The organism is Sessilibacter sp. MAH3 (assembly GCF_054658275.1).
Genome location: NZ_BAAGIE010000045.1, coordinates 1 through 22065, shown reverse-complemented (window position 1 = coordinate 22065; position 22065 = coordinate 1). Strand labels below are relative to the sequence as shown.

The 22065-nt window shown below is 45.2% G+C and carries 17 protein-coding genes and 1 tRNA gene; 16 read left to right on the top strand and 2 right to left on the bottom strand.

Annotated features, from left to right (window positions below):
* The 10 genes from ACYQ2C_RS17745 to rpoC form a co-directional block, all read left to right on the top strand.
* Nucleotides 1–73 (top strand): EF-Tu C-terminal domain-related protein (locus ACYQ2C_RS17745; protein WP_202814033.1); only part of this gene is annotated, 73 nt, incomplete at its 5' end.
* A 62-nt stretch (nt 74–135) separates the two neighbouring features.
* Nucleotides 136–211, top strand: a tRNA-Trp gene (locus ACYQ2C_RS17740).
* A 30-nt stretch (nt 212–241) separates the two neighbouring features.
* Nucleotides 242–610: a preprotein translocase subunit SecE gene (gene secE, locus ACYQ2C_RS17735; protein ID WP_460104481.1), complete on the top strand. Its 369-nt coding sequence runs from the start codon at nt 242–244 to the stop codon at nt 608–610.
* A 9-nt stretch (nt 611–619) separates the two neighbouring features.
* Entirely contained in the window at nt 620–1153 is a 534-nt protein-coding gene (gene nusG / locus ACYQ2C_RS17730; protein ID WP_460049492.1) for a transcription termination/antitermination protein NusG, read from the top strand.
* 163 nt (nt 1154–1316) lie between these two features.
* Nucleotides 1317–1745: a 50S ribosomal protein L11 gene (gene rplK, locus ACYQ2C_RS17725; protein ID WP_460049493.1), complete on the top strand. Its 429-nt coding sequence runs from the start codon at nt 1317–1319 to the stop codon at nt 1743–1745.
* A gap of 4 nt (nt 1746–1749) precedes the next feature.
* Nucleotides 1750–2445: a 50S ribosomal protein L1 gene (rplA, locus tag ACYQ2C_RS17720; RefSeq protein ID WP_460049494.1), complete on the top strand. Its 696-nt coding sequence runs from the start codon at nt 1750–1752 to the stop codon at nt 2443–2445.
* Nucleotides 2446–2754: 309 nt separating this feature from the next.
* Complete coding sequence (gene rplJ / locus ACYQ2C_RS17715) at nt 2755–3285, top strand: 50S ribosomal protein L10 (RefSeq protein ID WP_460049495.1); 531 nt, start codon at nt 2755–2757, stop codon at nt 3283–3285.
* 68 nt (nt 3286–3353) lie between these two features.
* Complete coding sequence (rplL, locus tag ACYQ2C_RS17710; RefSeq protein WP_460104479.1) at nt 3354–3728, top strand: 50S ribosomal protein L7/L12; 375 nt, start codon at nt 3354–3356, stop codon at nt 3726–3728.
* Between the two features lie 275 nt (nt 3729–4003).
* Nucleotides 4004–8089, top strand: coding sequence for a DNA-directed RNA polymerase subunit beta (gene rpoB / locus ACYQ2C_RS17705; protein ID WP_460104478.1), 4086 nt, complete (start codon nt 4004–4006; stop codon nt 8087–8089).
* Nucleotides 8090–8190: 101 nt separating this feature from the next.
* Complete coding sequence (gene rpoC, locus ACYQ2C_RS17700; RefSeq protein ID WP_460104477.1) at nt 8191–12414, top strand: DNA-directed RNA polymerase subunit beta'; 4224 nt, start codon at nt 8191–8193, stop codon at nt 12412–12414.
* Nucleotides 12415–12502: 88 nt separating this feature from the next.
* On the opposite strand, the gene ACYQ2C_RS17695 is transcribed toward rpoC, so the two are convergent.
* Nucleotides 12503–13711 carry an MFS transporter gene (locus tag ACYQ2C_RS17695; RefSeq protein ID WP_460104475.1) on the bottom strand — a complete coding sequence of 403 codons (1209 nt, stop codon included), beginning with the start codon at nt 13709–13711 and terminating at the stop codon, nt 12503–12505.
* Between the two features lie 123 nt (nt 13712–13834).
* Here ACYQ2C_RS17695 and ACYQ2C_RS17690 point away from each other — a divergent pair, with 123 nt between their 5' ends.
* The 3 genes from ACYQ2C_RS17690 to ACYQ2C_RS17680 all read left to right on the top strand — a co-directional run bounded on the left by ACYQ2C_RS17690 (nt 13835) and on the right by ACYQ2C_RS17680 (nt 16297).
* A complete protein-coding gene (locus tag ACYQ2C_RS17690; protein WP_460049500.1) occupies nt 13835–14710 on the top strand; it encodes a LysR family transcriptional regulator in 876 nt (291 codons plus the stop codon).
* Nucleotides 14711–14938: 228 nt separating this feature from the next.
* Nucleotides 14939–15802, top strand: coding sequence for a L,D-transpeptidase family protein (locus ACYQ2C_RS17685; protein WP_460049501.1), 864 nt, complete (start codon nt 14939–14941; stop codon nt 15800–15802).
* 9 nt (nt 15803–15811) lie between these two features.
* Nucleotides 15812–16297 (top strand): hypothetical protein, encoded by a 486-nt coding sequence (locus ACYQ2C_RS17680; protein WP_460049502.1) that lies wholly within the window; start codon nt 15812–15814, stop codon nt 16295–16297.
* A 65-nt stretch (nt 16298–16362) separates the two neighbouring features.
* Here ACYQ2C_RS17680 and ACYQ2C_RS17675 read toward each other — a convergent pair whose 3' ends face one another.
* Complete coding sequence (locus tag ACYQ2C_RS17675; RefSeq protein ID WP_460104472.1) at nt 16363–17658, bottom strand: M14 family zinc carboxypeptidase; 1296 nt, start codon at nt 17656–17658, stop codon at nt 16363–16365.
* 393 nt (nt 17659–18051) lie between these two features.
* Here ACYQ2C_RS17675 and rpsL point away from each other — a divergent pair, with 393 nt between their 5' ends.
* The 3 genes from rpsL to fusA all read left to right on the top strand — a co-directional run bounded on the left by rpsL (nt 18052) and on the right by fusA (nt 21930).
* On the top strand, nt 18052–18423 hold the full coding sequence (gene rpsL / locus ACYQ2C_RS17670) for a 30S ribosomal protein S12 (RefSeq protein WP_460049504.1): 372 nt from the start codon (nt 18052–18054) through the stop codon (nt 18421–18423).
* 131 nt (nt 18424–18554) lie between these two features.
* Nucleotides 18555–19025: a 30S ribosomal protein S7 gene (gene rpsG / locus ACYQ2C_RS17665; protein ID WP_460049505.1), complete on the top strand. Its 471-nt coding sequence runs from the start codon at nt 18555–18557 to the stop codon at nt 19023–19025.
* 796 nt (nt 19026–19821) lie between these two features.
* A complete protein-coding gene (gene fusA, locus ACYQ2C_RS17660) occupies nt 19822–21930 on the top strand; it encodes an elongation factor G (RefSeq protein ID WP_460049506.1) in 2109 nt (702 codons plus the stop codon).
* Nucleotides 21931–22065 lie beyond the last annotated feature (135 nt).

Below are 22065 nucleotides of genomic sequence, written 5' to 3'. Positions count from 1 at the left end.
AGGTCTACGCTTCGCAATCCGCGAAGGTGGCCGTACCGTTGGTGCCGGTGTTGTTGCTAAAATTATCGAGTAATTTGTAATTTTTTGTAGTGCGCCTCGCTGTTGCGAGGCGTTTGTGTTTATCTCTCCAGATTTAGGCCAGTAGTTCAATTGGTAGAGCATCGGTCTCCAAAACCGAAAGTTGGGGGTTCGAGTCCCTCCTGGCCTGCCATTATTCTCTCAATTAGAGCAAGGCGTGTTTATGAGCAGCAAGGCGGAAGCGCAAGAACCTCGTTTTGATGCGCTCAAGTGGATAGTTGTTATAGCTATCGTTGCTCTTTGTGTGGTAGGAAATTCTTACTATTCAGAAGCTTCCCTATTATTAAGGGTTGTAGCTATTTCTGTTGCGGCTGCTATTGCAGTATTTGTTGCCGTACAGACTGAAAAGGGAGCTGCGGTTTGGGGTTTATTGAAAGACGCTCAAACAGAAGTTAAGAAAGTTGTCTGGCCGACACCAAAAGAGACAAATCAGACGACTTTGATCGTAGTTGCAGTGGTGCTAATCATGTCTCTTGTATTATGGGGATTGGATTCATTATTTGGTTGGATTGCATCTCTAATAATTGGCTAGGGGTCAAGCATGGCTAAGCGATGGTATGTTGTACATGCCTATTCTGGTTATGAAAAGAAGGTTGCTAACTCTCTAAGAGAGCGAGTTGAGCTTCACCAGATGCAAGATTTGTTCGGTGAGATCTTGGTTCCAACTGAAGAAGTTGTTGAAATGAGAGCCGGGCAAAAACGTAAGAGTGAAAGGAAATTTTTCCCAGGTTACGTTCTGGTTCAAATGGAACTTAATGACGATACTTGGCACTTGGTTAAAGACACACCTCGTGTGATGGGCTTTATCGGAGGCAAGGCAGATAAGCCGGCCCCAATTACAGAGAAAGAAGCTCAAGCTATTTTACAGCGAGTTGATGATTCAACTGAAAAACCGAAACCAAAAACAGTGTTTGAGCCAGGTGAAATGGTTCGAGTTGTGGACGGTCCATTCAATGACTTTAATGGTGTCGTTGAGTCAGTTGATTACGATAAGAATCGTCTTCAGGTCGCAGTGTTGATTTTTGGTCGTTCTACTCCGGTTGAGTTAGAGTTCGGTCAAGTCGAAAAGATTTAATCTTTAACGTCATACAGACATTAAAGTTTTACGAAACCGGCTTTGTTTGCTCATCGCCGGTTTCTACTTATATACCCGTTAGTGTTTCTAACAAATAGTAATCTCGGGGAGCCTGTGATCGCATATGTGCGTGAGGCGTTTGTACCCATAATCGGAGTCAATCATGGCTAAGAAAATAGAGGCTTATGTAAAGCTACAGGTTTCTGCCGGTCAGGCAAACCCAAGTCCTCCAGTTGGTCCAGCTTTGGGTCAACGTGGTGTTAACATCATGGAATTCTGTAAAGCGTTCAATGCCCAAACTCAGGGTATGGAGCCAGGTTCACCGGTACCAGTTGTAATTTCTGTATACAGTGACCGTAGCTTTACTTTCACGATGAAAACTCCTCCAGCTTCTTTCTTGTTGAAGAAAGCTGCGAAAATCAAGTCTGGTAGTGCGCGTCCAAATACTCAAAAGGTTGGTAAATTGACTCGTGAGCAATTAGAAGAAATTGCGACAGTTAAAATGCCAGACTTAACAGCAGCTGATATGGATGCTGCGGTTAGAACAATTGCGGGCTCTGCTCGAGCAATGGGACTTGAGACGGAGATCTAAGGCAATGGCAAAATTATCTAAGCGTCAAAAATTAATTCGTGAAAAAGTAGATAGCACAAAAGCATACTCAATTGATGAAGCTATTGCTTTGTTGAAAGAATTGTCTACTGTTAAGTTTCCAGAGACTGTAGATGCTGCTATTAACTTAGGTATCGATCCTCGTAAATCTGATCAAGCGGTTCGTGGTGCTTCAAGTTTGCCCCATGGTACTGGTAAAGATGTACGCGTCGCAGTATTTACACAAGGTGCTGCTGCAGAAGCGGCTAAAGAAGCCGGTGCAGATATCGTTGGTATGGAAGATCTAGCCGCTGAAGTAAAAGCTGGCAAGATGGACTTCGATGTAGTTATTGCAGATCCTGCAGCAATGCGCGTTGTTGGCCAATTGGGTCAAATTCTTGGTCCACGTGGTCTTATGCCAAACCCTAAGACTGGTACTGTGACTCCAGACGTTGCAACTGCCGTTCGCAATGCTAAAGCTGGTCAGGTTCGTTACCGTGCCGACAAAGGCGGTATCATTCATGGCGGCATCGGTCGTATTTCTTTTGAACCAAATGCAATTAAAGAGAACCTAGAAGCATTAGTGGCGGACCTTAAAAAGGCCAAACCATCTACTTCTAAAGGTGTTTACTTGAAGAAAATTTCTTTGAGCACCACTATGGGTCCTGGTATTACTTTGGATCAGTCTACTCTAGACATTTAATTCCTTTTATTGGGTGCTGATTTTAGTACCCAATAAAAAACTTTGGAGTCTTGGGTAAAACCTTGGCTATCAAAGACCGTAGGTACTTTGTCGTTTTAGGATGACGGGTTTAATTTCAGAGTTAGATATTAATTTAATTCTGAGACCTACGCAGATGGTGACTCCTGAATCGCTTATTTAACTTCGTGTTAGGCAAGCCTGGTTCGGTCACCGAAAAGTTTTCGGAATTTCTTCACCTCGGTGATTAATCCGAAAATATCGAAACCAAGAAAGTTGAGTTCGCTCTCTTTCTAATCCAGGAGATATATCGTGGCATTAGGACTCGAAGACAAAAAGGCTATTGTTGCCGATGTTAACGAGACCGCTATGAGCGCCCTGTCTTTGGTTGTTGCAGATGCACGTGGTGTAGATGTAGCGAGCATGACAGCTTTGCGTAAATTGGCCCGCGAAAATAATGTCAGCCTGAGAGTTGTTCGAAACACCTTAGCTCGCCGTGCCTTTCAAGGTACTGAGTATGAGTGTGTTAACGATTCGCTTGTTGGTCCTTCTTTGTTTGGATTTTCTATGGAAGATCCAGGCGCAGCAGCACGAATCTTCAAAGATTTTGCTAAGGCAAATGATAAATTTGAAGTGAAAGTGCTGTCTGTGGGTGGAAAACAGCTTGCTGCTTCTCAGTTAGACGTATTGGCGAAATTGCCAACTCGCGACCAAGCATTGGCGACTTTGGCGGCAACTCTTATCGCACCTGTTACCAAGTTGGCTCGTACTTTCAACGAGATTCCGACAAAAGTTACTCGTGTGGTTGCTGCAGTTCGCGATCAAAAGCAAGACGCAGCTTAATATTAAGCTCGTTCTTAGCTGCGTAATTAGTGGTTTTTTAAAGATTTATTTTATTGGAGATTTGAGTCATGGCTCTGTCTAACGAAGACATTTTAAATGCAATCGCAGAAATGAGTGTAATGGATGTTGTTGCACTTGTTGAAGCAATGGAAGAAAAATTTGGCGTTTCTGCCGCTGCTGCAGTAGCTGTTGCTGCTCCTGCTGGCGATGCAGGCCCAGCTGTTGAAGAGAAAACTGACTTCGACGTTATCTTAAGCAGTGCTGGCGACAAGAAAGTTAACGTAATCAAGGTTGTTCGTGCAATCACTGGTCTTGGCTTGAAAGAAGCTAAAGAATTGGTTGAAAGCGCTCCTAAAGCAATCAAAGAAGGCGTTGCTAAAGACGAAGCTGAAGATCTTAAGAAGCAGCTTGAAGAAGCTGGTGCTATTGTCGAAGTTAAGTAATTACTTACTTGCAAAACTTCGCAATCAACTAGCAATAGTTGATGCAAGGCTGGCGGGTTTAACTCGCCGGCCTTTTTCCGTTTTCGGTTGACGGAACAATATCTGCTTGTGCGAGTCGTTATTCGCACAGTTGTATCTACAAGGCTGGCAGAGGCCGCTCTGATAAAACCGACCCGATCGATGGGTGAAACGAAATTTCGTGAACCACACGCAAGAGCGCGTCCCGTGCGTAAAGGCTGAGACTGCCCTCTCCGAAGACAAGCTGGGGTATATAGATGGCTTACTCATATACTGAGAAAAAACGCATCCGTAAGGATTTTAGCAAGCTGCCGCAGGTAATGGATGTACCTTATCTTCTAGCAATCCAACTAGATTCCTATCAGAAGTTTACACAAGCGAATAAATCGCCAGAAGACCGTTTGGATATGGGCCTTCATGCGGCATTTAAATCGGTATTTCCGATTGTAAGCTACTCTGGAAACGCAGCTTTAGAGTACGTGAGCTACCAATTAGGTAAAGCTGTATTTGATGTAAATGAATGTATTCTGCGTGGTGTTACCTATGCGGTACCCCTACGTGTGAAAGTTCGGTTGATTATTTACGATAAAGAATCATCGAACAAAACGATTAAAGATATTAAAGAACAAGAAGTTTACATGGGCGAAATTCCGCTCATGACCGACAACGGTACATTTGTTATCAACGGTACCGAGCGGGTTATCGTGTCTCAGTTACACCGTTCACCTGGTGTGTTCTTTGATCATGACAAAGGTAAAACGCACTCTTCCGGTAAGCTACTCTATTCTGCTCGAGTTATTCCTTACCGTGGTTCATGGTTGGATTTCGAATTCGATCCAAAAGACTTGGTATACGTACGTATCGATCGTCGTCGTAAATTACCTGCGACCATTTTGCTTCGCGCGTTAGGCTATAGCTCACAAGAAATGTTGTCGATGTTCTTTGACACCGACATGTTCTCCATGCTTTACGATGGTCAGTACAAGCTGAAGCTGATCCCTTCACGTCTACGTGGTGATATTTCTTCATTCGACATTAAAGACGCTAGCGGCAAAGTTATTGTTGAAGAAGGTCGTCGTATTACCGCTCGTCACATTCGACAATTGGAAAAAGCTAACGTTGAAGAGTTGACCGTTCCAGCAGAATATTTAATGGGACGTTCGTTAGCGACTGATATTGTTAATGAGATCACCGGCGAAATCATTTTTGAATGTAATACCGAGATCACAGCTGAAGTTTTAACCAAGTTAGCTGAGAACAAAATCTCTGATTTCACGACGCTTTACACCAACGAACTAGACTGTGGTGCATTCGTTTCTGACACTCTACGTGCCGATCCAACTCGCACCGAACTTGAGGCGCTTGTTGAAATTTATCGCATGATGCGTCCTGGTGAACCGCCAACCAAAGAGTCTGCGGAAGGTCTGTTCCAGAACTTGTTCTTCAGCCAAGAGCGTTACGATCTTTCTGCTGTTGGTCGCATGAAGTTCAACCGTCGTTTAGGTCGCGATGAAGATACTGGCGAAGGCACTCTTTCTCCAGAAGATATCGTTGATGTATTAAAAACATTGATTGATATCCGAAACGGTAATGGTGTCGTCGATGATATCGACCACTTGGGTAACCGCCGTATTCGTTCCGTGGGTGAAATGGCAGAAAACCAATTCCGTGTGGGCTTGGTTCGTGTTGAGCGTGCAGTAAAAGAACGTCTATCGATGGCAGAAAGCGAAGGTTTGATGCCTCAAGACTTGATTAACGCTAAGCCTGTTGCGGCGGCGGTTAAAGAGTTCTTCGGTTCGTCCCAGCTTTCTCAGTTTATGGACCAAAACAACCCGCTTTCTGAGGTAACTCACAAGCGTCGTGTTTCTGCATTAGGCCCAGGCGGTTTAACCCGTGAGCGTGCAGGTTTCGAGGTTCGAGACGTGCATCCGACACATTACGGTCGCGTATGTCCTATCGAAACGCCTGAAGGTCCAAACATTGGTTTGATTAACTCACTAGCAACCTACGCTCGTACTAACAGCTACGGTTTCCTAGAGAGCCCATATCGAAGAGTTATCGACGGTAAGGTTACTGATCAAATCGAATACTTGTCTGCAATTAATGAATCGCAACACATCATTGCACAGGCAGCGGCCAAAGTAGGTGACAACGGTGAGTTAACCGAAGATCTAGTTTCGGTTCGAGCTGGTGGCGACTTTACATTGAAGCCAAAAGAAGACGTTCAGTACATGGACGTTTCGCCTCGCCAAGTTGTATCGGTTGCAGCTTCTTTGATTCCATTCCTTGAGCACGATGACGCTAACCGTGCATTGATGGGATCGAACATGCAACGACAGGCCGTACCAACCTTGCGTGCTCAAAAGCCGCTCGTAGGTACTGGTATGGAGCGTTTTGTTGCGCGCGACTCCGGCGTGTGTGTGGTTGCTACCCGCGGTGGTGTTGTTGATCGCGTTGACGCAGGCCGCATCGTTGTTAAAGTCAGTAACGATGAAGTGGTTGCTGGTGAAGCTGGTGTGGATATTTACAACCTCATCAAATACACCCGTTCTAACCAAAATACCTGTATTAACCAGCGTCCAATTGTGACTCCTGGAGCAAAAATTCAACGTGGTGATATCCTAGCGGATGGCCCATCGGTTGATTTGGGCGAACTTGCGCTTGGTCAAAATATGCGCATCGCCTTTATGCCTTGGAATGGTTATAACTTCGAAGACTCGATCCTTGTTTCTGAACGTGTTGTACAAGAAGACCGTTTCACCACCATCCACATTCAAGAGCTAACCTGTATCGCTCGTGATACTAAGTTAGGTAGCGAAGAAATCAGTGCGGACATCCCGAACGTAGGTGAAAGTGCTCTTTCTAAATTGGATGAGTCGGGCATTGTGTACATTGGCGCCGAAGTTGGTCCCGGTGACATTCTGGTTGGTAAGGTAACTCCGAAAGGTGAAACCCAATTAACTCCAGAAGAAAAATTGCTTCGCGCTATCTTTGGTGAAAAAGCGTCTGACGTTAAAGATACTTCTTTACGCGTACCGACCAGCACCAAGGGAACAGTTATCGACGTTCAGGTGTTCACTCGCGATGGTCTTGAAAAAGATCAACGTTCACGTGAAATTGAAACTGAACAACTTAACCAAGTTCGTAAAGACCTTAACGAAGAGTTCCGTATCGTTGAAACCGCTACCTTCGAGCGTTTACGTCATGCGTTGGTTGGTCAAGTTGTTTCGGGTGGCAAGGCCGTTAAGAAAGGCGAGGTAATTACCAACGAGATTCTGGACGAGCTCGACAAGGGCGATTGGTTCAAAATTCGTATGGATATCGATGCCCTTAACGAACAGATCGACGCCGCTGAAACTCAATTGATTGAGCGTCGTAAAGAGCTTGATGAGCGCTTTGAAGACAAAAAACGCAAGTTACAAACTGGCGACGATTTGGCTCCTGGTGTTCTTAAGATTGTTAAGGTCTATCTAGCGATCAAACGTCGCATCCAGCCAGGTGACAAGATGGCGGGTCGTCACGGTAACAAGGGTGTAATTTCCGTAATTATGCCTGTTGAAGATATGCCATACGACGACAACGGCGAGCCTGTAGATATCGTACTAAACCCATTGGGCGTACCTTCGCGGATGAACGTAGGTCAGATCCTTGAAATGCACTTGGGTATGGCTGCGAAAGGTCTTGGTGACAAGATCGACGCAATGATGAAACAGCAAAAAGCCGTTGCAGAATTGCGTAACTTCCTTGAAGAAATCTACAACGTTACCGGTGAGTCTTATAACAAAGAAGCACTTGATACTTTCTCTGATCAAGAAATCATCGATCTCGCTAACAATCTTCGCGATGGCGTGCCTATGGCAACACAGGTATTCGACGGTGCGAAAGAAAGTGAAATCAAGGCGCTATTAAGACTTGCTGATCTCGACGACTCTGGTCAAAGAACTCTACATGACGGCCGTACCGGTGATGCCTTCCAGCGTCCTGTGACTGTTGGTTACATGTACATGCTCAAACTCAACCACTTGGTTGATGACAAAATGCATGCTCGTTCGACCGGTTCTTACAGTCTGGTTACGCAACAGCCGCTGGGTGGTAAAGCTCAGTTCGGTGGTCAGCGATTCGGTGAGATGGAGGTGTGGGCACTTGAAGCATACGGTGCTGCATACACACTTCAAGAAATGCTTACCGTTAAATCCGATGACGTTGCCGGTCGTACCAAACTGTATAAAAACATCGTTGACGGTGACCACCGTATGGAGCCGGGAATGCCAGAATCCTTTAACGTATTGTTAAAAGAGATTCGCTCACTCGGTATCAATATGGAATTGGATCACGACGCCTAGTAACTGGGTTCCCAGGTGGAGGTTCGCCTCCACCACGAGCGACAAGCATCAGCTTGTAACAGGTGCAAAAAGCGTAACTCGCGGACGCGCTGGAGGAAAACTTGAAAGACTTACTCAATTTACTTAAGTCCCAGGGTCAAAGTGAAGAATTTGACTCGATTCGCATCGGTTTGGCGTCGCCAGACATGATCCGGTCTTGGTCGTTTGGCGAAGTGAAAAAGCCAGAGACCATCAACTACCGAACCTTCAAACCAGAACGCGAAGGCTTGTTCTGTGCGAAGATTTTCGGCCCAGTAAAAGATTACGAATGCTTGTGTGGTAAATACAAGCGCATGAAACACCGCGGCATTATCTGCGAAAAATGCGGCGTTGAAGTTACCTTGGCAAAAGTTCGTCGTGAACGAATGGGTCACATCGAGCTTGCCAGCCCTGTTGCGCATATTTGGTTCTTAAAATCGCTACCAAGTCGTATCGGTTTGTTGCTTGATATGACCTTGCGTAACATCGAGCGCGTTTTGTACTTTGAATCATATGTCGTAACCGATCCAGGTATGACCACCCTTGAGCGTGGTCAGCTGTTGACCGACGAGCAATACTTCGAGGCGATGGAAGAATTCGGTGATGAGTTCGACGCGAAGATGGGTGCTGAAGCAATTCAGGAACTCATGCGCGATATCGACATCGAGCAAGAAGTGCAAACATTGCGTGAAGAGATTCCAACCACCAACTCTGAAACCAAAGTTAAGAAGCTTTCTAAGCGCTTGAAATTGTTAGAGGCCTTCTACAACTCAGGTAACAAGCCTGAGTGGATGGTGTTGGAAGCTCTACCAGTATTGCCACCAGATTTGCGTCCTTTGGTGCCACTTGAAGGTGGTCGCTTCGCAACGTCTGACCTCAACGATTTATACCGTCGCGTTATCAACCGTAATAACCGTTTGAAGCGTCTTCTCGACTTAAATGCGCCAGATATTATTGTGCGTAACGAGAAGCGTATGCTTCAAGAATCTGTTGATGCGTTACTTGATAACGGTCGTCGTGGTCGTGCGATTACCGGTTCTAACAAGCGTCCTCTAAAATCTTTGGCAGATATGATCAAAGGTAAGCAAGGTCGTTTCCGTCAAAACCTTTTGGGTAAGCGTGTTGACTACTCGGGTCGTTCGGTGATTGTGACCGGTCCAACGTTAAAACTGCATCAATGTGGTTTGCCTAAGAAAATGGCGTTGGAGCTGTTCAAACCGTTTATTTTCAGCAAGCTTGAATTGCGTGGTTTAGCGACCACCATTAAAGCCGCTAAAAAAATGGTCGAGCGTGAAGAGCCAGTGGTTTGGGATATCCTAGACGACGTTATTCGCGAGCATCCCGTTTTACTTAACCGTGCGCCAACCCTTCACCGTTTGGGTATTCAAGCGTTTGAACCTGTATTGATTGAAGGTAAGGCCATTCAGCTTCACCCGTTGGTTTGTGCGGCGTACAACGCCGACTTCGACGGTGACCAGATGGCGGTGCACGTTCCATTGACTATCGAAGCTCAGCTTGAAGCTCGTGCTTTAATGATGTCAACCAACAACATCTTATCGCCTGCCTCTGGTGAGCCGATCATCGTTCCATCTCAGGACGTGGTATTGGGTCTTTACTGGATGTCGCGTGAGCGTATTAACGCCGAAGGTGAAGGCATGATCTTCGCCGATGCTTCAGAAGTGAACCGTGCTTACAACGCTGGCAAAGTAGATTTGCAAGCGCGCATTAAGTGCCGTATCACAGAAGCGTCCATTCGCGAAGATGGCGAAAAGGAATACACAACATTCATCGCTGATACCACCGTTGGTCGTGTACTTCTTTGGGAAATCGTTCCAGAAGGTATGCCATTTGAGTCTGTTAACCGCTCAATGGTTAAAAAAGCCATTTCTGGTTTGATTAACCACTGTTACCGCACTGTTGGTTTGAAAGCGAGTGTTATTTTCGCCGACAAATTGATGTACACCGGTTATGCGTACTCAACGCGTTCAGGTTCATCTATCGGTGTAAACGATTTCGAAATTCCTGCTGAGAAGGCCATCATTGTAGGTAAGGCCGAATCTGAAGTTGCTGAAATTGAAGCGCAATACGCTTCTGGTTTGGTAACTCAAGGTGAGAAATACAACAAGGTTATCGATATTTGGTCTCGCGCCAACGACTTGGTTGCGAAATCGATGATGGAAGGTATTTCTAAAGAAACCGTTATCAACCGCGATGGTGTTGAAGAACAACAAGCGTCATTTAACTCAGTTTACATGTACGCCGATTCCGGTGCTCGTGGTAGCCCGGCGCAGATTCGCCAGCTTGCGGGTATGCGTGGTTTGATGGCCAAGCCTGACGGCTCGATCATCGAGACGCCGATTACCGCAAACTTCCGTGAAGGTTTGAACGTTGGTCAGTACTTCATCTCAACCCACGGTGCGCGTAAAGGTCTTGCGGATACCGCACTGAAAACTGCGAACTCGGGTTATCTAACTCGTCGTTTGGTGGATGTTGCACAAGACGTGGTAATTACAGAGGTCGATTGTGGTACCGACAATGGTTTGACCATGTCTCCGGTGATCGAAGGTGGTGACATTATTGAATCTCTGGGTGATCGTATTCTCGGTCGTGTAGTTGCGCAGGATGTATTGCGTGAAGGCGCCGACGAGATATTGATTCCAGCGGGTACCATGATGGACGAAGCGTGGATCGTTCGCATCGAAGAGCTTGGTATCGACGAAATTTTGGTTCGCTCGCCAATTACCTGTGAAACTCGTCATGGTATTTGTGCCCAGTGTTACGGCCGTGATTTGGCGCGTGGTCACCGTGCTAACAAAGGCGAATCCGTGGGTGTTATTGCGGCGCAATCTATCGGTGAGCCTGGTACTCAGCTTACCATGCGTACTTTCCACATCGGTGGTGCGGCGAGCCGTGCGTCTGCGGCCGACAGTATTCAAGTTAAGCAAGAAGGTACTGTTCGTCTACACAATGTGAAGGTGGTTGAGCGTGAAGACGGCGTACTGGTAGCGGCTTCTCGTTCCGGTGAACTTGCTGTTGCAGATGCCAATGGCCGTGAGCGTGAGCGCTATAAGATTCCATACGGCGCCAACATTACTGTATCTGATGGTAATAAAGTTAATGGCGGTCAGATCGTAGCGAAATGGGATCCGCATACGCACCCAATTATTACTGAAGTAGGTGGTACAGCAAGATTTTCGGGCATGGAAGATGGTCTTTCAATCCGTCGCCAAACAGACGATCTTACTGGTTTGACTTCTATCGAAGTTCTAGACCCAGCAGAGCGTCCTGCGGCAGGTAAAGATTTGAAACCAGCCATTACGCTTTACGACGCACAAGGTAACGAAGTTTTATTACCGAACTCTAATCAGCCAGCTCATTACATGTTGCCACCAAAGGCCTTGTTGAGCATGAATGATAATGAGGTCGTTAAAGCGGGTGATGTAATCGCGCGTATTCCTCAAGAATCTGGTGGTACTAAGGATATTACCGGTGGTCTTCCACGAGTTGCTGACTTGTTCGAAGCCCGTAAGCCAAAAGAGCCGTCAATTCTTGCAGAAATCAGCGGTACGATTTCGTTTGGTAAAGAAACAAAAGGCAAGCGTCGCCTGATCATCACACCAAAAGATGGTCAAGTTCTGCCAAATGGTGAGACACACTACGAAGAGTTGATTCCAAAACACCGTCAATTGACTGTGTTCGAAGGTGAGAGTGTGGCTAAGGGTGAGGTTGTTTCCGACGGCCCAAGTAACCCGCACGACATTCTTCGTCTTCAAGGTGTGGAGATGTTAGCTCGCTACATCACCGCAGAGATTCAAGACGTTTACCGTTTACAAGGTGTAAAAATCAACGATAAGCACATTGAGACCATTGTTCGTCAAATGTTGCGTAAAGTTGAAATTCTCGAAATGGGCGACTCTTCATTCGTGAAGGGCGAACAAGTCGAATACACCGCGGTGCTTGAAGAGAACGAGCGTTTACGTGCCGAAGGTTTGCAGCCTGCAACCTACGAGCGTCAATTGCTGGGTATCACTAAAGCATCATTGGCTACTGAATCGTTTATTTCAGCTGCGTCATTCCAGGAAACCACTCGTGTTCTTACCGAAGCGGCGGTTACTGGTAAAGTCGATACTTTACGTGGTCTGAAAGAAAACGTTGTTGTGGGTCGTTTGATCCCAGCCGGTACCGGCCTTGCTTATCACGATGATCGTCGTCGTAAGCGCGCCAAAGAAACCGTTGAAGTAGAAGGGCCAAGTGCAGCAGAAGTTGAAGCGGCACTTACCGAAGCTCTTAAATCTAGCGCAAGCTAAGATTAATTACTTCAAGAAAAAAGCCTCCCTTGGGAGGCTTTTTTTATGCTTGCAGTTTGCTCAATAACAGGTTTGATCCGCGAATGAGTTAGGCCTTTTGTAGGTTTACCTCTTCAGTGTGACGAGACGAAGGGTTTTTTAAGTACAAGGCGAGAGCGAAAGTTGTAATAAAAACGAGTATAGAACCAAAGACAACGCCTTCCCAGAACCGCCATTCCCAGAAATAACTCAAATAAATACCGCCGGTACTGGCCCCAACATAATAGAACAGCAAATATAAAGAGCTGGCCGCACCTTTGGAATGTTGTGCATTGCGACTTACCCAACTGCTGGCACTTGAATGTGCCAAGAAGAATCCGAAAGCATTTATAAAAAAGCCCAATACGATCAGTATTAAAGAGTCGAACAAGGTAACCAAAGTGCCAAAAATAAGAATGATTGATCCTGCCATCATGCATTGTGGCTGACCAAATTTTTTACCAAATTTCCCAGAAAACGTAGAGCCTAATGTTCCGGTTAAATAGGTTAAAAACAGCAAACCAAGAAACTTAGGGGTGAGCGAATAAGGTTCGGCTTCTAATACAAAGGTGATATAGCTGTATTGATTAACGAAGGCGAAAAAATTCAAACCACCCAAAAGATAGGCCGGAATTAATTTGCGATTACCAAGATGACCGACCATGCTTTTGGCAATTTCGCTAAAGTTGAGACTTCTGGGTTGAAAGTATTGTTGTTTTGGCAGCAGTACAAACACAACCAAAGTGAGTACGGCGCTTAATATCGCCACCACCAGAAACGATTTTTCCCAGCCGAGTTGCTCGGCGGTAATTCCGCTAATCAAGCGACCAGAGATTCCCCCTAAAGAGTTGGCGGCAATATACAAACCTACCGCAGACATCAGTGCTTCGGGCGTAAATTCGTCTGCCATATAGGCAACTGCAATGGCAGGAAGGCCAGCTAATAAAATACCCTGCAAAGCTCTCAAAATAAGCAGCGTGCTGTAGTCGCGCACAAACGACAAGGCAAAACCAACGGCTACAACACCACACATGCTCAGAAGAATGAGTACGCGTCGTCCAATTGCGTCAGAAATCGAGCCATAAAAAATTAACGCAATTCCTAGGGTCAAGGTGCTGATGGTTAATGTGTAGCTGGCCTGAAGTGGGCTGACCGAAAATTCAGCAGCGAGGGTAGGTAACAGAGGCTGGGTGACATAAAGATTTGAGAAAATCATAAACGAACCCAAGCACAGCGCTAGAGTGATTTTCCACCAACTTGCAGAGCCATAAGAAATCATAATCAACTCGATACGTACAGATATAAAACAATGCTAAATCCAGGCTATGAATAATAAAAATATATATGTAGTATCTAACTCATAATTTTTTTTGATGCTAAGAAGCACCATTTGGACGTTGCTGTGGATTACAAAGCTCTTAAATATTTTCACGAAGTTGCCAAGCTGCAAAGCTTCACCCGCGCAGCTGAATCCTTGAAGATTGCCCAGCCAGCGGTGAGTATGGCCATTAAGCGTCTAGAGCAAGACTTAGGATTAATGCTGTTTCACCGTCGAGATCGACAAATCACGCTTACCGATGAAGGTAGTCGTTTGTACGAGCAAGCCCAGAAGATTCTGCAAACTATGGCCGACGCCGAATTGGAAATGGCAGAGTTACGTGGTTTAGAAAAAGGCGTTGTACAGTTGGGAACACCAAGCATGCTGGGCTCTTATCACTTCCCACCACTGATCATGGCCTTTAAACATCGCTACCCCAGTTTGAATCTGTCGGTTCACGAAGGTGGTGCTTGGCAGCTTCAACAAATGCTAGAGCGTGGCGAGTTAGATCTTGCGATCATTGAGTCTGGAGATATTCCCTCAAGCTTAGAGGCAAGACCCATTCTAAGAGAAGAAATGCTCGTTGTGGTGGGGTCAGAGCATCCCTTTGCGGAAAAACCCACTGTTAACGCCGAAGAGTTTTTTTCAGAAGAACTGGTGATTTTCAGACCCGGTTATTTTCACCGCAGGATATTGGATCAAATCGCCGAACGTGCTGGTATCGAACCTAAAATAAGCTTTGAGACCAACTTGTTGCCGCTGATTCGCGCAATTGTGAAGCAAGGTTTTGGTATTTCGACGCTACTGAAGATGGCGGTTGAAAACGATCCCGATCTAAGAACTCTATCATTCGAACCGCCTATCATGCTGGAGCTATGTATCGCCTGGCGTAAAGACGGTTATCTCTCAAAAGCCAATCAAGCGTTTGTAGACTTTATTCTGGAAAATTCTACGCTGTAATAAAAAGTATTTATCAGTGTTGTTGCCTCATCTCGCTAAAATAACCAATTGGCCGTGTTGTTTTAACATCACTCGCTATAGAATTAACGCATTAATTTTAACCATTTTTTGCTTAAACGCCGACGTGGATTTTCGATTTTGTTGATTAAGTTAAAAAAAATAATCGCTTTTTTGTGTTTTAGCTGTTTTTGTTTTTCGAACTTTTCCTACTCAGAAACCGAGTTGGCAATGTTGCATTCTCCCGAGGTTGCTCAAAAGCATTTATGGCCATCGGCGGTTATCGATTTATCCGAGCGAGATAAATACATACTGGTTGCTGCGCTAACTGACGGTACCCTACAGTTGTTCGAAAACACCGGTAACTCTCTAGATTTAGTACTCGAATTTCCGATGTCTATTGGTAAAGCGGGTTTTGGTAAACAAATCGAAGGCGACAAAAAGACGCCAGTTGGTGTGTACCGAATTACGAGTTTCTTAAATGACAACCAGCTCGATGCCTTTTACGGTCGAGCAGCTTATCCGGTGGATTACCCCAACGTTTGGGATCGGTTGCAAAACCGTACCGGCAGTGGAATATGGCTGCACGCCATGCCCGAAGGTGTAACCAGTCGACCGCCACTTGACAGCGATGGTTGCCTAGTAATTAACAACGAACAAATCGACGTATTAAAACCCTATTTGGACGTCGGTCGAACACGCATAGTTATGACCGATAGTAACCAACGTGTTGATCCTTCCGTGATTTCTCAAAAGCGTGAATTATTAACAAATCAGTTGATGGCTTGGAAAAGTTCTTGGGAATCGCTCAGTCATAAACAATATCTCGATTTTTACAGCACCGAATTTAATAATTTCGATTACGACAAAGCTGCTTGGGACACCTATAAAAAACGCGTTAATGGTAAAAAGAAATTCATTAATATCGGAATTTCTGACCTCGCAATTTTTGAATATCCCGGTGTTGATAACCTAGTGATGGTTGAGTTTTACCAAAGCTACAAAAGTAATGATTACAAATCCAACGGCTGGAAAAAACAGCTGTGGAAAGAAGAGCAAAATGGCTGGAAAATTATTTATGAAGCCGGTGGTTAAACATAATTCGTGATTTATCTACGGCCACTTCTACTGCTGTTAACCTTTGTGGTGCTAGCGCCAATAACCTGCGCGCTGGTGTTAGCCTCAATTTTCAACGGTTTTGAATGGTTGATAAGACTGAGCGACGTATTCGCCGGGGGCGACTTTTTTTCTGTTTTAAATAGCGATTTTCTTCTACTTTTATCCGCAAACGTTGCGTCTATTTACACAGTGTTTTATCTCTGGGCGATGGTAATTAAAACGCTTAATAAACAAGTGATTTGTCTTTCTGCCAAATTTTATTACGCAATTGGCCTTGGCATATACTGCGTGTGTGTATTATTACTTTTTACGAAAAATTCAAACGGTATTGAATTCATACCTATTATCGGAATTGTTCTTTGCTTTGTGATTTGTGCGCGATTGCAGCTTAGTTTTGGCGCACGATTAGAATTGGGTCATTCGATGACTCGTACTGCAATTCATGCCATCGAAAATCAATCCGACTCTTAATAATCTTTAAGCGTCTCCAATATTTCTTAATGCCCGTTCTTTTTGATGGAATCTCAGTATTGGCCTTATTGAGATTCTTCACTTCTCGCCAAGCGTTGTTTTGGCACTTCGGTTTGTAACCACTGAACCAAGTCGGTCCACATTGCCGATATTTCCGAATCCGAAGGCATAATTCCGGCGGAGGCCAGTTCGATGGTAACCACGGGAATATTTTTGCTGACACCGGCGTAATTACCGAGAGATCCGGGGTAGATTCCCAACTCCTGAAAATACAGCTTGCCCAATTTATGCGGTGGTTTTTGTGGGCCGTCGTAATCGACCAATCGATGTGGCGCGTGAACCGCAACAATCGCGTCTGGATTTATTAATTCGATCTGCTCCATAAACCAGCGTGTTTCGGGTTCACTTGCTGCTTCCGGGCCGGGATAACGTCTGGGATTTTCGTAGGTGCGATTGCGCCAATAATCGTGCGCATCCGACGACCAATCAGGAGTGGGAAAATTTCGATTCAAATCCACACCGGCGCTGTTTTGGCGTTGCGATTGCGCCATTAACAATCCGTCTGGATTTAACAAGGGGACTACCGTCCACTCAAACAGTCCTGAATGATGTTTATCTAGCGTTGAAAGCCATTTAAAGACAATTGATACCGATGAGTATTCATCGCCATGAATGCCCCCCATCAAGAGAACCTTTCCTAAAGAGGTTTGCTCGGGAATTGAGTCAAAGTTTTTGAAGACAATCGCACGATTTTCCCGTGAACGACCGCCAGAATCGATAAGGCCGACGTCTAGGCAGTCCCCTATGCTGACACTGCCGAGCTTTTTACCGATCTCTTCACAGAGAAATTCCACCGAACCATTTGAGGTTGGCTTTGTAACTTCTTGTTCATGCTCCGTATTCAAAGAATTGTTGAGTACCGCAGAGGTTGAATCTTGCGCTTGGCTTGCAATGCCTGTGTTACCGGTTTTTATGTCGCTTTCTTCGATACTCGAAACATCATCAACAGGCTCAATTGCCTTGCTCTGCTCGCTAGTGAGAGGGGCTGATTGGTTAGCCGCATGATCCGATTCTTCTATTGCAGATACCTCGGAGTCTTCAAAATTCGCCGTGTCTAAGTGAGCTTGGATTTCCGTTGGATTACTGGATTCAGAGGATTTTTCATCAACTGTTGGATTGGTGATAACACCTACATCGGTGTCTTCGACGGGCGGTTGACCGTGCTTATTAGGTTCAATTTGTGGTTCGGTGCTGAAACAAGCCGTCAAAGCAAGAAGAGCCGAAAGGGCGGCGACACGTCTTAGTGGTCGTAACGGTGAGCGAGTAACAGATGTTTTAGTGAGATTTATCTTCGAGAGCATTTGAACAAGCTTAATGAATCGTGAGCGGTAGTCACAGCAATTAATCGGAATGATTGACAGTTTAAACTCAGATCCAATGACTTTGAAAAGCATTCCTGCAAAGTGGAACACCTTTGATGAAAATTTGCGAGCGCACTGTGTGTTTTTTCGAAGAAAGCAGTTCGATTAGCCGATGCCAAGAGAAGGGCTTGGCTCATTAATATTCGGTATTCAAAGGCATCTAGAAATATTTTAGAAATATCTCGTTGCTTTGCTTGAAATGCGAACAGTAGATCAATATAATTGCGCACCCATTTTTTGTGGGCCTTACAAAAAGGTCAATAAATACAAAAAATTGGGCCTAAAGACTATACGCTTCTAATCAAAGCGTTCATTTATTTGGAGTTATTTTTCATGGCAACGATCAACCAGTTGGTTCGTAAGCCGAGAAAACGTAAAGCAGTTGCAAGCGACGTTCGTGCGCTAGAAGCCTGTCCACAACGGCGTGGCGTTTGTACTCGCGTTTATACGACTACCCCGAAAAAACCTAACTCAGCACTTCGTAAAGTGTGCCGTGTTCGTTTAACCAACGGTTTTGAGGTTTCCTCATACATCGGCGGTGAAGGCCATAACCTTCAAGAGCATAGCGTGGTTTTGATTCGTGGTGGACGTGTAAAAGATTTGCCGGGTGTGCGTTACCACACCGTTCGCGGCGCACTTGATACATCAGGTGTTAATAATCGTAAGCAAGGCCGTTCTAAGTACGGTACCAAGCGACCTAAGTAATTGCTTGAGTGGAAACACTCTGTTTTTTCGGTTGAACCGAGTAAGGCTAAGCGCGCTCATAGTGTACGTCGGCGAATGCAGAAATAAGTTGTGAGAGCGTTGTCTTAGAAATCCCTGAAGAGAGGCTAAAAATGCCAAGAAGACGCGTAGTCGCCAAGCGTGAAGTATTGCCAGATCCTAAGTACGGCAATGTTACTTTGGCGAAATTTATGAATATCGTGATGGTCAGCGGCAAAAAAGCTGTTGCAGAGCGAATCGTATACGGTGCGTTGGATATCGTTGAGCAAAAGCTTAACAAGAATCCGCTAGAAATTTTCGAAGAAGCACTCGAAAATGTTGCACCGTTGGTAGAAGTTAAGTCACGCCGTGTTGGTGGTGCTACTTACCAAGTCCCTGTTGATGTTCGTCCAGCTCGTCGTAATGCGTTAGCAATGCGTTGGTTGGTTGAATACGCTCGTGGTCGTGGTGAGAAGTCAATGGTTCAGCGTTTAGCTGGTGAAATCGTTGACGCATCACAAAGCAAAGGCTCTGCGGTTAAGAAGCGTGAAGACGTTCACCGTATGGCCGAAGCGAACAAAGCGTTCTCGCACTACCGCTTCTAAGTTTAATGTCATTGTTAAACTAGAGCTAAAAAAGGCAGCGTTAAGCTGCCTTTTTTTTATGCTTCACTGATCGATTGCATGGTGTTTTCTCATCCATTCACAAAGCGATTTCTTAGAAAATATTCATCGCTTGTTTTGACGTTTTCTTTTTATTGAAAAGAATTAGTTCAGACCTTTTCAGAACCTACCGGTTAACAACTATTTTCCTATATTGCGTCGAGCTAAACGTATTCGGAACCCTGAGTAAGCTGGCGGTAGGGAGGCAAATTAAGTATTAGGATGAGTGCTCAGTAAAATTGTTGATCAACACCTGAGCCAAAACATGCTAAAGGCTGACAACTTGGCGCGACAATCGTTGAGTTTCAGTGAGCAGATTTTGTATTTGTAAGAACTTGTTTTTTTCACGCTAAGTGATTCTGTAATTTTCCATCAAATTACGCCAAACCCGTGTCAGACTTGAAATTCCTCTTAGAATATGGCTTGACGCTCTATGGACGAGTGCTTAAAATTTCGCACCCTTTAGTTTTGGTTAGTATTCAGCTCGTCAAGCATCGCGAAGTTCAGGCTTCGCATATATCTATGATTCTTTCTAGCCTGAGAAAGTTTGGCGAGAACACCTGTGACGGTATTAAGTAGTGAAAGCAGTTTAATGGCTGCGTATAAATGACATAAGTACTTTTTGCGTAATTAATACGCCTTCTTAATGACTCCACGTTCACATGGTTTTAGAAAAGGCAGCGATACTCGCTGCCTTTTGTGGTTTATAAGAACATAAATATTTTAGAGGAGGTAGCCAGTGGCTCGTAAAACGCCGATTGCACGCTATCGTAATATAGGAATTTGTGCCCATGTGGATGCAGGTAAGACTACAACCACAGAACGCGTACTCTTCTATACAGGTATGTCTCATAAGATTGGTGAGGTGCACGATGGTGCAGCCACCATGGACTGGATGGAACAGGAGCAGGAGCGAGGTATCACCATTACTTCAGCTGCGACAACTTGTTTCTGGGCTGGAATGCAGCAACAGTTCGATCAGCACCGAATTAATATTATTGATACACCCGGACACGTTGATTTCACCATCGAAGTAGAACGCTCTTTACGAGTATTAGATGGGGCCGTTGTGGTTTTGTGTGGCTCTTCGGGTGTGCAACCACAAACTGAAACTGTTTGGCGTCAAGCCAACAAATACGAAGTTCCGCGCATTGTCTTTGTGAATAAAATGGATCGCGCCGGTGCTAACTTCCGAAGTGTGGTTGATCAATTAAAATCGCGTTTGGGGGCGACTCCAGTGCCCTTGCAAATGACCATCGGCGCCGAGGACGAATTCAAAGGCGTTGTTGACCTCGTTAAAATGAAGTCCATTCTCTGGAACGAAGCAGATATGGGCATGACCTTCGAGTACGGTGAAATCCCGGAAGAAATACTCGATGAATGTCAGTCTATGCGCGAAGAATTGGTTGAAGCTGCCGCTGAATCCAACGATGCATTAATGAATAAATACTTAGAAGGCGAAGAGCTTTCGGAAGAAGAAATTAAAGCCGGAATTCGTGCTCGTACTTTGGCGAATGAAATTGTACCGGTTATTGGTGGCTCGGCGTTTAAAAACAAAGGTGTGCAAGCCATGCTTGACGCCGTTGTAGAGTACTTGCCGTCACCAACAGAAGTTAAAGCCATTGAAGGCCATCGCGAAGATAGCGAAGACGTCGAAACTCGCGAAGCCGACGACAACGCACCCTTTGCAGCACTTGCTTTTAAAATTGCTACCGATCCGTTTGTTGGTACCTTAACGTTCTTCCGAGTTTACTCAGGTAAGTTAGAAAGCGGCTCTGCGGTTTACAATTCTGTAAAAGGCAAGCGCGAGCGCATTGGTCGTATGGTGCAAATGCATGCGAACTCACGCGAAGAAATCAAAGAAGTATTAGCCGGTGATATTGCCGCTGCAATTGGTCTTAAAGACGTAACTACCGGTGATACCCTTTGTGCCGAGAACAGCAAAATTGTTCTTGAGCGTATGGAGTTCCCAGAACCCGTAATTTCTGTTGCTGTTGAGCCAAGAACCAAAGCCGACCAAGAAAAAATGGGTGTGGCATTGGGCAAACTTGCTCAAGAAGATCCTTCATTCCGTGTTAACACTGATGAAGAAACCGGACAAACCATCATCTCTGGTATGGGTGAATTACATCTCGATATCATTGTTGATCGTATGCGTCGTGAATTCAGTGTTGAAGCAAATATTGGTAAACCTCAGGTAGCGTATCGCGAGCGTATTACCAATACTTGTGAAATTGAAGGCAAGTTTGTTCGTCAATCTGGCGGTCGTGGTCAGTTTGGTCACGTCTGGATTCGATTCGAACCGGCTGAAGACGAAGGTGCAGAAGGTCTAGAATTTGTTAACGAAATTGTTGGTGGTGTGGTTCCTAAAGAATACATCCCGGCAGTTGAAAAAGGTATTTCCGAACAGATTCGCAACGGTGTACTTGCTGGCTATCCATTGTTGGGGTTAAAAGCAACTGTGTACGACGGTTCTTACCACGATGTCGATTCCAGCGAAATGGCGTTTAAAATCGCTGCATCTATGGCGACCAAAGATCTCGCTAAATTTGGTGGAGCAGTGCTTCTTGAGCCCATCATGGACGTAGAAGTTGTTACACCGGAAGAAAACATGGGTGACGTAGTCGGTGACCTTAACCGACGTCGCGGCATGATTTTAAGTATGGAAGAAAATCCCTCAGGTAAAGTTGTAAAAGCTGAAGTGCCACTGGCAGAAATGTTTGGCTATGCGACTGACCTGCGTTCGGCAACTCAAGGTCGTGCGACATTTACTATGGAATTCTCGAAGTATGCAGAAGCTCCAAAAAATGTCTCTGACGAAATTGTTGCTAAAAACACAACTGGCTGATTAAAGCCACACATTTTTAAATTAACTAGCTAAAAGATAGAGGATATTCCCAGTGGCTAAGGCGACATTTGAACGTAGTAAACCCCACGTAAACGTGGGCACCATCGGTCACGTTGACCATGGTAAAACCACTTT

Bases quoted from the DNA above. Each gene is read 5' to 3' on its own strand.
- secE (WP_460104481.1), top strand. From the start codon at position 242: ATGAGCAGCAAGGCGGAAGCGCAAGAACCTCGTTTTGATGCGCTCAAG.
- nusG (WP_460049492.1), top strand. From the start codon at position 620: ATGGCTAAGCGATGGTATGTTGTACATGCCTATTCTGGTTATGAAAAG.
- rplK (WP_460049493.1), top strand. From the start codon at position 1,317: ATGGCTAAGAAAATAGAGGCTTATGTAAAGCTACAGGTTTCTGCCGGT.
- rplA (WP_460049494.1), top strand. From the start codon at position 1,750: ATGGCAAAATTATCTAAGCGTCAAAAATTAATTCGTGAAAAAGTAGAT.
- rplL (WP_460104479.1), top strand. From the start codon at position 3,354: ATGGCTCTGTCTAACGAAGACATTTTAAATGCAATCGCAGAAATGAGT.
- rpoB (WP_460104478.1), top strand. From the start codon at position 4,004: ATGGCTTACTCATATACTGAGAAAAAACGCATCCGTAAGGATTTTAGC.
- ACYQ2C_RS17695 (WP_460104475.1), bottom strand. From the start codon at position 13,711: ATGATTTCTTATGGCTCTGCAAGTTGGTGGAAAATCACTCTAGCGCTG.
- ACYQ2C_RS17685 (WP_460049501.1), top strand. From the start codon at position 14,939: ATGTTGCATTCTCCCGAGGTTGCTCAAAAGCATTTATGGCCATCGGCG.
- ACYQ2C_RS17675 (WP_460104472.1), bottom strand. From the start codon at position 17,658: ATGCTCTCGAAGATAAATCTCACTAAAACATCTGTTACTCGCTCACCG.
- rpsL (WP_460049504.1), top strand. From the start codon at position 18,052: ATGGCAACGATCAACCAGTTGGTTCGTAAGCCGAGAAAACGTAAAGCA.
- rpsG (WP_460049505.1), top strand. From the start codon at position 18,555: ATGCCAAGAAGACGCGTAGTCGCCAAGCGTGAAGTATTGCCAGATCCT.